This window comes from Pseudomonas sp. PA15(2017), assembly GCF_001945395.1.
Lineage (GTDB): Bacteria > Pseudomonadota > Gammaproteobacteria > Pseudomonadales > Pseudomonadaceae > Aquipseudomonas.
Genome location: NZ_MSXV01000034.1, coordinates 1 through 13,045, shown reverse-complemented (window position 1 = coordinate 13,045; position 13,045 = coordinate 1). Strand labels below are relative to the sequence as shown.

8 protein-coding genes are annotated in these 13,045 nt (G+C 64.8%); 2 read left to right on the top strand and 6 right to left on the bottom strand.

Features of this window, described 5'->3' with window-relative positions; all coding sequences use genetic code 11:
• Positions 1 to 147: 147 nt before the first annotated feature.
• From BVH03_RS11095 to leuC, 6 genes are all read right to left on the bottom strand, one after another.
• Positions 148 to 3,000, bottom strand: coding sequence for a FimV/HubP family polar landmark protein (locus BVH03_RS11095; protein ID WP_075961214.1), 2,853 nt, complete (start codon positions 2,998 to 3,000; stop codon positions 148 to 150).
• A gap of 147 nt (positions 3,001 to 3,147) precedes the next feature.
• Entirely contained in the window at positions 3,148 to 4,152 is a 1,005-nt protein-coding gene (locus BVH03_RS11090; RefSeq protein ID WP_075961213.1) for an aspartate-semialdehyde dehydrogenase, read from the bottom strand.
• Between the two features lie 130 nt (positions 4,153 to 4,282).
• A complete protein-coding gene (asd, locus tag BVH03_RS11085) occupies positions 4,283 to 5,395 on the bottom strand; it encodes an aspartate-semialdehyde dehydrogenase (RefSeq protein WP_075961212.1) in 1,113 nt (370 codons plus the stop codon).
• 53 nt (positions 5,396 to 5,448) lie between these two features.
• Complete coding sequence (gene leuB, locus BVH03_RS11080) at positions 5,449 to 6,531, bottom strand: 3-isopropylmalate dehydrogenase (protein ID WP_075961211.1); 1,083 nt, start codon at positions 6,529 to 6,531, stop codon at positions 5,449 to 5,451.
• 196 nt (positions 6,532 to 6,727) lie between these two features.
• A complete protein-coding gene (gene leuD / locus BVH03_RS11075; RefSeq protein WP_075961210.1) occupies positions 6,728 to 7,375 on the bottom strand; it encodes a 3-isopropylmalate dehydratase small subunit in 648 nt (215 codons plus the stop codon).
• 11 nt (positions 7,376 to 7,386) lie between these two features.
• Positions 7,387 to 8,814 (bottom strand): 3-isopropylmalate dehydratase large subunit, encoded by a 1,428-nt coding sequence (leuC, locus tag BVH03_RS11070; RefSeq protein ID WP_075961209.1) that lies wholly within the window; start codon positions 8,812 to 8,814, stop codon positions 7,387 to 7,389.
• A gap of 174 nt (positions 8,815 to 8,988) precedes the next feature.
• Between leuC and BVH03_RS11065 the strand changes: the two genes are divergently transcribed.
• Together BVH03_RS11065 and BVH03_RS11060 are read left to right on the top strand one after the other, a co-directional pair.
• Positions 8,989 to 9,894, top strand: coding sequence for a LysR family transcriptional regulator (locus BVH03_RS11065; RefSeq protein WP_075961208.1), 906 nt, complete (start codon positions 8,989 to 8,991; stop codon positions 9,892 to 9,894).
• A gap of 91 nt (positions 9,895 to 9,985) precedes the next feature.
• Positions 9,986 to 12,910, top strand: a complete 2,925-nt coding sequence (locus tag BVH03_RS11060; protein WP_075961207.1) for a bifunctional diguanylate cyclase/phosphodiesterase — start codon at positions 9,986 to 9,988, stop codon at positions 12,908 to 12,910.
• Positions 12,911 to 13,045: the final 135 nt, after the last annotated feature.

Genomic DNA, 13,045 nt, shown 5'->3' with positions numbered 1-13,045 from the left:
CAATTGGTCATGACCGGATCAAAGCTGCAATGCCGGCAATTATACCGTCACCCAAGGGGGCTGCCACGCCAACAGTCAATTTAGTTGCATGCCGCAGATGCAAAAACGGCAGCCCCTGGGCTGCCGTCAGTGCCAATCAACTGCGCGTCAAACCAGTTTGCCGATCAGCTCTCGTGCTTCCTGCTGCTGGCCATCGTTACCTTCGGCGATCACTTCATCGAGGATGTCACGGGCACCTTCGGTATCGCCCATATCGATGTAGGCCCGCGCCAGATCCAGCTTGGTGGCGGTTTCGTCGGTGCCGGAGAGGAAGTCGAAATCATCGTCTTCATCGAGTGGCACGTTGTCGGCCTGCACCTCCTGTGGTGCCTGGCCCTGCTGTTCAAGGCTCTCGGCCAGTTGATCGAGTTCGGCGGTCACGTCGTCGAGCTGGGCGGCAAAACTGGCGCCGCTGCTCGGCTGGGCCGGCTCGTCGTTGAGGGACAGGTCGAAGTCGACGGGCAGACCGAAATCGTCTTCCTTGTCGCTATCCAGAGCGGACGACAGACCCGCCACATCGGCAGCCGACTTGTCGGCGTCGTCGTCCAGGCTCAGCAGGAAGTCATCGTCCTGCGCGGAAGCTGGCGTGGCCGGGGTGTCGAGGTCCAGGTTGAAGTCTGCCAGCTCGCCGCCCGGCTCCTGGCGACCGGCAGGCTCGTCGCCCAGATCCAGGTCGAAATCCACGGAATCGTCGTGGCTCGTGACGGGTGGCTGCGTTGGCAAATCCAGGTCGGAATCCAGGCTCAGGGTATCGATTTCGTCGAAGCGAGCGGCATCATCCTGCGCCTTGGGCTGCTGCTCTGCAGCGAACTCGGCTTCGAGGGCGTCCAGATCCAGATCGAATGCATCGTCGGCGGCCGGCTGCAGCGGAGCCGACGGCTGCTCGGGCTCGTCCAGGGTCAGGTCGTCGAGGCTGAAGGCGTCCAGGTCGTCGGCAGCGGCAGTGCCGGCCAAGGCGGCGGTGCCACCGAGCACCACCATCGCCGGATAGCGGCTCTTCAACTGCTCGACCTGGGCGTTGGCACCACCGATCTCGCGCAGCTCGTTTTCCTGGCGGGCAAAGCCTTCGCGATCACCCAGCTCGGCATAGACCTCCATCAGTTTCAGGCGCAGGTCAGTGCGATGCGGCTCGTCGTTGATCGCGTTGTGCAGCAACTCGGCTGCCTGATTGAAACGGCCGTAGGCGATGTAGATGTCCGCTTCGCCCAGGGCGTCGCCAGTCTGCGCAGTCACGCGCTCTTCGCCAACCGGCTCGGACAGGGCCAGCTGATCGTCCGGTAGGTCGTTCAGGCTGTCGGCCGGCAGTTCCAGATCGCTGTCGAAGCGGTGCGTGTCCTCTTCGTAGGTGGCCAGGCTGGCCTCTTCTTCCTCGGCCTTGCGGGCATTGCGGCGCGACAGGATCAGCAGGACCAGGAGCAGTGCCAACAGCAGGCTGCCGCCGATCAGGCCAAGCATCATCGGGTTGGCCAGCAGGTTGTCGAGGGCGCTGTCTTCTTCGACCGGCTCGGGCGCTGCGACAACCGGTGCCTGGGCAGGCACTTCGGCAGCAGGCGCAGCCGGCTCGGCAGGTGCAGCGGGTGCAGCGGGTGCGACGGCCTCCGGAGTTGGCGCAGGCGTGCTTTCGGCAGCGGGGGCTTCGCCCGCCGACTCTCCAGCGGGCTGGGCAACCGATGGATCGACCGGCGCCGGCTCCGGCGCGGTTTCATCGACGGCGGGCGCCTCACCGGTCGGCGCGGCAGCTGGCGTTTCGGCAGGCGCAGTGACCGGCGCGGCCGGAGCGGAAGCAGCGCCCGCCCCCGTATCGGTGGCAGCATTGCCGGCAGCCTGACCAGCAGGCGCCGACACGTCGGCCTGCAGCTTGGCGAGTTGGTTGTCCTTGAGCTGAATCAGACGCTGAAGCTTGTCGAGCTGGCTCTGCAGGTCGCCCATGCGATCCTTCAGTTCATCGTTCTCACGGCGCGTCGAGTCCAGGCTTTCCTGAGTCACGGCGAGCTGATTGGCCAGTGCGGCGTTGTTGGCCGTGCCGCTCTCGCTGCCCGAGGTGGCCTTGCCGGCTTCGGCAGCGACCAGCTTGAGCTTGTCTTCGCGGGTCACTTCGGCCGGCGCTGGGCCGGCGGCGCTGCGGCGCGTGGCATCGATCTGCCGGGTACCGGCAGCGGCCGGCGCACTGCGGCCCTGGCGCCAGGAACCGTTCTGCTCGGCCACCTGGGCCAGCGCTTCGGACTGGCTGCGACGAGCGATCTGCTGGTCATCGGGCAAACGCAGCACCTGACCGCTCTTCATGCGGTTGATGTTGCCACCGATGAACGCATCCGGATTGAGATCCTGAATGGCGAGCATCTTCTGGTGCACGCTACCGCTGCCACCGGCCCGCTGGGCGACTTCCCACAGGGTATCGTTGGCGTTGGTGCGGTAATCGCCACCAGCGGTGCCGGCACGCGGTGCTGCCGGAGAGCTGGCGACGGGAGCGGTCGGGCGCGGCGCGGCAATCGGGGCCGGACGGGGTGCGGGCGCCGGCGCGGCGACCGGCAGCTGCGGGGCAGCAGCGGCTTGCGGGGAGTACAGCGGCGGATCGAGCAACAGGGTGTACTCGCGCAGCAGGCGGCCGTTGGGCCACAGCACCTCGACCAGGAAATTCAGGTAGGGCTCGCGAACCGGTTTGGTCGAGGTGACGCGAATCACGCTCTTGCCGTTGGGTTTGACGACGGGCGTGAACTTGAGGTCGGTCAGGAAATACTGGCGGTCGACGCCGGCCTTGTTGAACGCTTCGGGCGAGGCCAGCGACGGGCGCATTTCCGCGGCGGACAGGTCGCGAACGTCGAGCAGTTCGATTTCCGCCACCAGCGGCTGGTTCAGCGACGACTGCAGTGTCAGCTCACCGACACCCAGCGCATGCGCCATACCGGAAGACAGCGCCGTCGCCGCAGCGATAGCCAGCACCAGTTTACGAACCCGAACCATAGCCTTTTCCTTTGTGGTGACTGCTCTCGCATAACGAGAGGATAGATGATCGGTGGCTGCCCCTTTTGCAGGCCCCCCAGCCAACGATCAGCGCGCTCAGTATTTGCCAAGCTCGAATAGATATGCAGATTTCACGATAAGTATCTTTTACAGGTGGTGTTTTATCAATAACTCGCCCAGCTGTACGGCGTTCAAAGCGGCACCTTTTCGCACATTATCAGACGCAATCCACAAAGTGAGTGCGCAGGGGTCGTCGATGCCACGGCGCACGCGGCCCACGTACACTTCGTCCTGGCCGACCGCATCACCGATGACCGTCGGGTAGTCGCCCGCCTCGACCAGTTCGATACCTGGCGCCGCCTCCAGCGCGGCCATGACCTTGTCCAGCTCTACAGGTGTAGACGCCTGTGCGGTCAGGCTCAAACTGTCGCCGAAAAATACCGGCACCTGATGGCAATTGACGGTCACGCTCAGGTCGCTGCCGAGCAGTGCCTTGACGTCGGCATGAACGCGACGTTCGAGCTGCCCATGCCCTTCGGCATCGGGTTCATCCACCTGGGCGAGCACGTTGAACGCCATCTGCCGGTCGAACAGTCGCGGTTCGAGCGCCCGGCCATTGAGCAGCTCGGCCGTTTGCCGCGCCAGCTCGGCTACGCCTTCACGGCCACGACTGGAAACCGCCAGCCCCGCATCGATCACCACGCGCTGTACCTGCAGTTGATCGCGCAGGGCGCCGAGCACCAGGCCGACGGCCACGGCCACCGAGGCAGGGCTGGTGAGCGCGAACGGCGCCGGTCCGCTGATCGTCACGCCGTTCACCTCCGGCACCACCCGTGGCGCCACGTCGGCAGGCAGCGCACCGGAGACATCGATCAGCGAACAGCCGGCCTTGCGTACCGCCTCGGCATGGGCGTGGGTCACCGATGGGTCGGCGGCGAAGAACGCCAGTTGGACGGTGCGGAAATCGAAACCCTCCACGCTGCGCACGCGCAGGTTGCGCCCCTTGAACGCCAGGGTGCGCCCGGCCGACTCGGCACTGGCCAGCAGGTGCAGGTCGGAGATGGGAAAATCGCGTTCTTCGAGAAGTTGCAGCAGCGATTCGCCGACGCTGCCGGTGGCGCCGACAACGGCGATAGCAAAGGTAGAGGTCATGAAGGGAGCCTGACGCTGGGTAGCTGAAACAGACCCGGCACTCTACCGAAAAGCAGAGGGGCGGGCGACGGCAATCGCAAGCGATCACCCTCTACCCGCCCCTCTCCACTGGCTGCGCGCCGGTGGTGTATCAGCGCTCCAGCAGGATACGCAGCATGCGGCGCAGCGGCTCGGCGGCGCCCCACAGCAGTTGGTCGCCCACGGTGAAGGCGCCCAGATACTGCGAACCCATGTTGAGCTTGCGCAGGCGGCCGACCGGTACGCTCAGGGTACCGGTCACCGCCGTCGGGCCGAGCTCGCGGATGCTGGCTTCGCGGTGGTTCGGCACCAGCTTGACCCAGGGGTTGTGCTGGCTGATCAGGCCTTCGATGTCCGACAGCGGCACGTCCTTGTTGAGCTTGATGGTCAGCGCCTGGCTGTGGCAACGCATGGCGCCGACGCGCACGCAGATGCCATCCACCGGGATCGGGCTCTTGAAGCGACCGAGGATCTTGTTGGTCTCGGCCTGGGCCTTCCACTCTTCGCGGCTCTGCCCATTGGGCAGTTCCTTGTCGATGTAGGGGATCAGGCTGCCGGCCAGCGGCACGCCGAAGTTGTCGACCGGGAAGGCATCACCGCGCATGGCCTCGGCCACCTTGCGGTCGATGTCGAGGATGGCGCTGGCCGGGTCGGCCAGTTCATCGGCCACGGTGGCGTTGATGGTGCCCATCTGCTTGATCAGCTCGCGCATGTTCTGGGCGCCGGCGCCGGAGGCCGCCTGGTAGGTCATGGCACTCATCCACTCGACCAGGCCGGCTTCGTACAGGCCGCCGAGGGCCATCAGCATCAGGCTGACGGTGCAGTTGCCGCCGATGTAATTCTTGGTGCCGGCGTCCAGCGCGTGGTCGATGACCTTGCGGTTGACCGGGTCGAGCACGATCACCGCGTCGTCGGCCATGCGCAGCGAGGACGCCGCATCGATCCAGTAGCCCTTCCAGCCGGCTTCGCGCAGCTTGGGGAAGACTTCACTGGTGTAGTCGCCACCCTGGCAGGTGAGGATCACGTCCAGGCCTTTGAGCTCGTCGATGCTGTAGGCATCCTTGAGCGCTTCGGTTTCCTTGCCAATGGCCGGCCCCTGACCGCCCACATTGGAAGTGGTGAAGAATACCGGTTCGATCAGATCGAAATCCTGTTCTTCCAGCATGCGCTGCATGAGCACGGAACCAACCATGCCCCGCCAACCGATAAGACCTACACGTTTCATAACCACTACACCTATATGAACAGACCGCCGCCAATTCCCGGCGGCCTGGAAGATTACAGACTACGCAGCGCTTCGACTACCGCATCACCCATTGCCGCCGTGCCGACCTTGGTCGTACCCGCCGAGTGGATGTCGCCGGTACGCAGGCCCTGATCGAGCACGCGGCTGACCGCCAGCTCGATGGCGTCGGCCGCCTGGGTCTGGTTGAAGCTGTAACGCAGCATCATGGACACCGACAGGATGGTCGCCAGCGGGTTGGCAATGCCCTGCCCGGCGATATCCGGCGCCGAACCGTGGCACGGCTCGTACATGCCCTTGTTGTTGGCATCCAGCGACGCCGACGGCAACATGCCGATCGACCCGGTGAGCATCGAGGCTTCGTCGGAGAGGATGTCGCCGAACATGTTGTCGGTGACCATCACATCGAACTGCTTGGGCGCACGCACCAGTTGCATGGCGGCATTGTCGACGTACATGTGGCTCAGCTCGACGTCCGGGTAGTCCTTGGCGACTTCCTCGACCACCGCGCGCCATAGTTGGCTGGAAGCCAGCACGTTGGCCTTGTCCACCGAGCACAGCTTGTTGCCGCGCACGCGGGCCATGTCGAAGCCGACCTTGGCGATGCGACGGATCTCGCTCTCGCTGTAGGGCAGCGTGTCATAAGCCATGCGCTCGCCATTGTCGAGCACTTTGCTCTCGCGCGGCTGGCCGAAATAGATGCCGCCGGTCAGCTCACGGACGATGAGGATGTCCAGGCCCGCCACCACGTCCGGCTTCAGCGAGGACGCGTCGGCCAGTTGCAGGTAGAGAATGGCCGGACGCAGGTTGGCGAACAGGCCAAGCTGCGAGCGGATCTTCAGCAAGCCGCGCTCGGGGCGGATGGCCGGGTCTATCTTGTCCCACTTCGGGCCGCCCACGGCGCCGAGCAGCACGGCATCGGCCGCGCGGGCGCGCTCGAGGGTTTCGTCGGCCAGCGGTACACCGTACTTGTCCACGGCGGCGCCGCCCAGCTCGTCGAACGACAGCTCGACATCCAGGGCGAACTTGTCGTTGGCCAGGCGCAGCACCTTGACCGCTTCGGCCATGATTTCAGGGCCGATGCCGTCGCCGGGAAGAACCAGAATCTGCTTGCTCATACGTTTTCCTTCATTACGTTCGGATCGCCGGCCTTGCCGTGCGCGACCTGTGAAAACCCGAACAGGCCCGTGGCCATCACCCTGCTGCGAGGGGCGCCATGTTCGGCGTCCATCAGGGCGGGGTCAAGGCGCTACGGGCCCATTCGCTGATAACACGTAACCTTTTCTTTCCACGCCACCAGTTGGCGCGGCCGATTTACCTGACGACGCCAAACAACCAGGGCTGACGCTGCCGGTAGCCGGTTTCGAAGCTGTGAATCGCTTCGGCGTCCTGCAGGGTCAGGCCGATGTCGTCCAGGCCGTTGAGCAGGCAGTGCTTGCGGAAGGCGTCGATTTCGAAGCCGGACTGCACGCCATCGGGACGGGTTACGGTCTGCGCCTCGAGGTCGACGGTCAGCTGGTAACCCTCGGTGGCTTCGGCCTGCTCGAACAGCGCATCGACTTCTTCGGCCTTGAGAATGATCGGCAGCAGGCCGTTCTTGAAGCTGTTGTTGAAGAAGATATCGGCGAAGCTCGGCGCGATCACGGTGCGAAAACCGTACTCGTCCAGCGCCCAGGGCGCGTGCTCGCGGCTCGAGCCGCAACCGAAGTTCTCACGGGCCAGCAGCACGCTGGCGCCCTGATAGCGCGGGAAGTTGAGCACGAAATCCTTGTTGATCGGGCGGTTGGAGTTGTCCTGGTTCGGTTGACCGACATCCAGGTAACGCCACTCGTCGAACAGGTTGGGGCCGAAACCGGTGCGCTTGATCGACTTCAAGAACTGCTTGGGAATGATCTGGTCGGTGTCGACATTGGCGCGGTCGAGCGGGCAGACCAGGCCGGTATGTTGGGTAAAGGCTTTCATCATCTCTCTCCTCAGGCCTGGATCAATTCGCGCACGTCGATGAAACGGCCGGTCACCGCGGCAGCGGCGGCCATGGCCGGGCTCACCAGGTGGGTACGACCACCAGCGCCCTGACGGCCTTCGAAGTTGCGGTTGGAGGTCGAGGCGCAATGCTCGCCACTGCCCAGCTTGTCCGGGTTCATCGCCAGGCACATGGAGCAGCCCGGCTCACGCCATTCGAAACCGGCTTCGATGAAGATCTTGTCCAGCCCTTCGCTTTCCGCCTGAGCCTTGACCAGACCCGAGCCCGGCACCACCAGCGCCTGCTTGACGGTGGCGGCGACCTTGCGGCCCTTGGCCACTTCCGCGGCCGCACGCAGGTCTTCGATACGCGAGTTGGTGCACGAGCCGATGAACACGCGATCGAGCTGAATAGCGGTGATCGGCTGGTTGGCGGCCAGGCCCATGTATTTGAGGGCGCGGGTGATCGAATCCTTCTTCACCGGGTCGCTTTCGCGAGCCGGGTCCGGCACGTTCTGGTCGACGGCCAAGACCATCTCGGGCGAGGTACCCCAGCTGACCTGCGGCTTGATGTCTTCGGCACGCAGCTCGACCACGGTGTCGAAGTGCGCATCGGCGTCGGACATCAGGTCACGCCATACCGCCACGGCCTGCTCCCAATGCTCGTCCTTGGGGGCGAACGGGCGGTCCTTGACGTAGGCGATGGTTTTTTCGTCGACCGCCACCAGGCCGACGCGGGCACCGGCCTCGATGGACATGTTGCAGATGGTCATGCGCCCTTCCAGGGACAGGTCGCGGATCGCGCTGCCGGCGAATTCCAGGGCGTGGCCGTTGCCACCGGCAGTGCCGATCTTGCCGATCACCGCGAGCACGATGTCCTTGGCGGTCACGCCGAACGGCAATTTGCCTTCGACGCGCACCTGCATGTTCTTCATCTTCTTGGCGACCAGGCACTGGGTGGCGAGCACATGCTCGACTTCCGAGGTGCCGATGCCGTGGGCCAGCGCGCCGAAGGCGCCATGGGTGGAGGTATGCGAATCGCCGCAGACCACGGTCATGCCCGGCAGGGTGGCGCCCTGCTCCGGGCCGACCACGTGGACGATGCCCTGGCGCACGTCGTTCATCTTGAATTCGAGGATGCCGAAGTCGTCGCAGTTCTCGTCCAGGGTCTTGACCTGAATGCGCGAGACTTCATCGGCGATGGCGTCGAGGCCCCCGAGGCGCTCGGCGCGGGTGGTCGGTACGTTGTGGTCCGGCGTGGCGATGTTGGCATCGATGCGCCACGGCTTGCGGCTCGCCAGGCGCAGGCCCTCGAAGGCCTGGGGCGACGTCACTTCGTGAAGAATGTGGCGGTCGATGTAGATCAGCGAAGAACCGTCGTCGCGGCGCTTCACTTCATGCATGTCCCACAACTTGTCGTAGAGCGTTTTGCCAATCATCAGCCTGTACCTCACGGTTATTTCTATGCCTGGGCAATAGCCCCTTGGCTTATGGGGAGAATGCTATGCGCGGCTGGCGAATAACTCAAATTCATATTTTTCATCCAGAAGATTCCCAACCGGAATTGCTATAGCATCAACGTTTATCGCCCTGCACCGCTACCGGAAACGCCCATGGATCTCGCCACGCTCAACGCCTTCATCGCCATCGCCGAACTCGGCAGCTTCTCCGAAGCCGCCATACGCCTGCACTTGACCCAGCCGGCGGTTAGCAAACGTATCGCCAGCCTGGAGCAGCAACTGCGCGTGCGCCTGTTCGACCGGCTGGGCCGTGAGGTGAGCCTGACCGAAGCCGGCCGCGCCCTGCTGCCACGCGCCTATCAGATCCTCAACGTACTGGAGGACACCCGCCGGGCGCTGACCAACCTCAACGGCGAGATCACCGGGCGACTGACTCTCGCCACCAGTCACCACATCGGCCTGCACCGCCTGCCACCGCTGCTGCGCGCCTTTACCCGAGCCCACCCGCAGGTGGCGCTGGATATCCAGTTCCTCGACTCGGAAGTGGCCTACGACGAAGTGTTCCACGGTCGTGCCGAGCTGGCGGTGATCACCCTGGCCCCGGACACCCGCGACCCGGTGCGTGCCGTACCGGTGTGGAACGACCCGCTGGACTTCGTCACCGCCCCCGAGCATCCACTGGCTCAGGGCACGGGCGTGACCCTCGCCGACGTGGCCCTGCACCCCGCGGTATTTCCCGGCGGCAACACCTTCACCCACCACATCGTCCAGCGCCTGTTCGAAGCCGAGGACCTGACGCCCAACATCGCCATGAGCACCAACTACCTGGAGACCATCAAGATGATGGTTTCCATTGGTCTGGCCTGGAGCGTGCTGCCGCGCACCATGCTCGACGAACAGGTGGCGCGCCTGCCGCTGCCCGGCATCCAGCTGTCGCGTCAGCTCGGTTACATCGTGCACACCGAGCGCACCCTGTCGAACGCCGCCAGGGCCTTCATGCAACTGCTCGACAGTCATCGCGACAGTCTTGCTTTAGCGCCGGGGCAGCAGCTAACGTGACAGCCATGCCGGCCATCTGCCGGCATTCATGCTGTACATGCGCCAATAGCCCGGCTGTCCGCCTCGCCGGGCTTTTGTAGAGGAAGGGTCAATGGGCAACTCCAACGACAAACGCCCACCGTTGCCCCACGTGCCGGTACTCGACCCCGCCGAGTTCGAGAAGACCTGGCGCGACAGCCAGCATCTATTGGCCGCCCTCAATGGTGCCGGCCTTGGCGCCTGGTTCTGGAACGTCGACACCGGTGAGGTCAGTTGGTCGCGTGGCGCCCAGAAGGTATTCGGTCTGGACCCGACCCGCCCGCTCAGCGCCCCGGTCGACTATATCGGGCTGATTCCCGAGGAGGAGCGCGGCGAAGTGCTGCGCCTGTTCCAGGCGGTGATCGATGGCTCGCCCACGGCCGAGCCGATCCGCCACCGCATTCAATGGCCGGACGGCAGCCTGCGCTGGATCGAGATCACCGGCAGCCTGCAGGCTGGCGAAGGCGGCCAGAACCGGATGTTCGGCGTGGTGCGCGACATCAACCGCCAGCGCGTGCAGGAACAGGCCCTGGCCGATAGCCAGGAGCGCCTGCGCATGGCACTCGAATCGGCCGACCTGGGTACCTGGGACTGGCACATCCCCAGCGACACCCTGTATGCCTCGCCACGCGCTGCGGTGCTGCACGGGCTGGCGAACGAACCCTTCCAGGGCCGCTTCCCGGATTTCTTCGTCCATGTGCCCATGCCGGATCGCCAGGTCCTGCGCCAGGCCTATCGCGACCTGCTGCCCGATAACGGCCAGGACTCCCAGGTGACCTACCGTACGGTGCACGCCAACGGCCAGACCCATTACCTGGAAAGCACCGCCAAGCTGCACCGCGACGCCCAGGGCCAGCCCCTGCGCATGACCGGCATCATGATCGACACCAGCGAGCGCACCCTGCGCGAGCAGCGCCTGCAGGCCTCGGAGCGCAAGTTCGCCCTGGTCTTCCAGGCCAGCCCCGACCCGATCTGCGTGACCACCCTGCCGGAAGGCCGCATTCTGGAGGTCAATCCGGCGTTCACCCAGGCGTTCGGCTGGCGGCCGGCGGAAGTCACCGGGCGCAATATCTTCAAGCTCGCGCCCTGGCAGGCCCTGCCGGAGGACTCGCCACTGCGCCTGAAGATTCTCAGCGGCACCGACCTCACCGACGAACGCATCGACCTGACCGACCCACAGGGCCGGCTGATGAGCTGCATCGTGTCATGCCGTCGCCTGGAGCTGGCCGGCCAGCCCTGCGTGCTCAGCAAGTTTCGCGACATCACCGAGCAGCAGCGCGCCGAGTCGGCGCTCAAGGCCAGCCAGGAGAAGTTCTACAAGGCCTTTCACTCCAGCCCGGACGCCATCACCATCACCACCCGCGACACGGGCCGCTACATCGAGATCAATGACGGCTTCACGCGCCTGACAGGCTACAAAGCCGATGAAGTCATCGGTCGCACCTCCACCGAGGTTGGCATCTGGCCCGACGAGGAGCAGCGTCAGCGCCTGCTCAACACCCTGCGCGAGGAAGGCCACATTCAGCGCATCGAGATGAGCGGCCGCGACCGCTACGGCAAGCACCTGGAAGTGGAAATCTCCTTCGAGCCGATCGAGCTGGATAGCACCCAATGCCTGCTGGTCACCGCCCGCGACATCAGCGAACTCAAGGCAGCCCAGCAGCAGATCCAGCACCTGGCCTACCACGACCCACTGACCAGCCTGCCCAATCGCGCCCTGCTGATGGATCGCCTGACCCAGCAGATCGCCCTGCTGCAACGCCACGCGCTGCGTGGCGCCCTGTTGTTTCTCGACCTCGACCACTTCAAGCACATCAACGATTCGCTCGGCCACCCATTCGGCGATGCGGTGCTCAAGCTGATCACCGCCCGTCTGGAAGTCAGCGTGCGCGAGGAAGACACCGTGGCGCGCCTGGGCGGCGATGAATTCGTGGTGCTGCTGACCGGTATCGAGGGCACGTTCGAGGAAGTCATCTGCCAGGCCGGCCAGGCCGCCGAGAAACTGCGCACCCTGCTCAGCGAGCCCATGCTGCTCGAAGGCCATCGCCTGCAGGTCACCCCGAGCATCGGCATCGCGCTGATCCCCGACCACGGCCAGACGCCAGCCGACCTGCTCAAGCGCGCCGACATCGCCCTGTACCGCGCCAAGGATTCCGGCCGCAATGCCATTCAGCTGTTCCACGGCGCCATGCAGCACGCGGCCAGCGAACGCCTGCGCCTGGAAAACGAGCTGCGCACCGCCCTGAGCCGGGGTGAATTCGAACTGTATTTCCAGGCCCAGGTGGACGCCCGCAGCGACCAGATCATCGGTGCCGAAGCATTGCTGCGCTGGGCCCATCCGACGCTTGGCGAGCAGTCACCGGCACTGTTCATCCACGTGCTGGAGGAAAGCGGGCTGATTCTGGAAGTCGGCGCCTGGGTGATGGTCGAAGCCTGCCACGCCTGCGCGCAGCTGCTAGAAGACGGCCTCATCGACGAGCGCTTCAGCCTGTGCGTGAACATCAGCACCCGGCAGTTCCGCCAGGGCGACTTCGTCGAGCGGGTAGAGCATTGCCTGCGCCAGAACAAACTGCCCCAGGGCATGCTCAAGCTGGAGATCACCGAAGGCATCGTCATCGAGGACATTGACGACACCATCGCCAAGATGAACCGCCTGCGCAAGCTGGGCGTCAGCTTCGCCATGGACGACTTCGGCACCGGCTACTCGTCGCTCACCTACCTCAAGCGCCTGCCGGTGGACGTGCTGAAGATCGACCAATCGTTCGTGCGCGATGCCACCAGCAACCCGAGCGACGCGGAAATCATCCGCGCGGTGGTGGCCCTCGGCCTCAGCCTGGGCCTGGAGGTCATCGCCGAGGGCGTGGAACAGCAGAGCCAACTGGACTTCCTGCAAAGCCAGGGCTGCAACTGCTACCAGGGCTATCTGTTCAGCCGCCCGCAGCCGCTGACGGCCTTTCGTGCCCTGCTCAGCAACGGCGCGCAACGCCTGCCTCACTGAAACGGAAAAGGCGCCGCGACAGAGCGTGTGAAAACTCGCTGATGCAGGTAGTGATCCCATCAGACGCCCCGACATTGTTCGGGGCGTTTGCTTTTGTACGATTCGAAAGGTCGCGACCAACCTTTCAGGTGAGCA

What these genes read in the sequence shown, in the direction of transcription:
- BVH03_RS11095 (WP_075961214.1), bottom strand. Translation starts at nt 3,000, where the DNA reads ATGGTTCGGGTTCGTAAACTGGTGCTGGCTATCGCTGCGGCGACGGCG.
- leuC (WP_075961209.1), bottom strand. Translation starts at nt 8,814, where the DNA reads ATGATTGGCAAAACGCTCTACGACAAGTTGTGGGACATGCATGAAGTG.
- BVH03_RS11065 (WP_075961208.1), top strand. Translation starts at nt 8,989, where the DNA reads ATGGATCTCGCCACGCTCAACGCCTTCATCGCCATCGCCGAACTCGGC.
- BVH03_RS11090 (WP_075961213.1), bottom strand. Translation starts at nt 4,152, where the DNA reads ATGACCTCTACCTTTGCTATCGCCGTTGTCGGCGCCACCGGCAGCGTC.
- leuB (WP_075961211.1), bottom strand. Translation starts at nt 6,531, where the DNA reads ATGAGCAAGCAGATTCTGGTTCTTCCCGGCGACGGCATCGGCCCTGAA.
- BVH03_RS11060 (WP_075961207.1), top strand. Translation starts at nt 9,986, where the DNA reads ATGGGCAACTCCAACGACAAACGCCCACCGTTGCCCCACGTGCCGGTA.
- asd (WP_075961212.1), bottom strand. Translation starts at nt 5,395, where the DNA reads ATGAAACGTGTAGGTCTTATCGGTTGGCGGGGCATGGTTGGTTCCGTG.
- leuD (WP_075961210.1), bottom strand. Translation starts at nt 7,375, where the DNA reads ATGAAAGCCTTTACCCAACATACCGGCCTGGTCTGCCCGCTCGACCGC.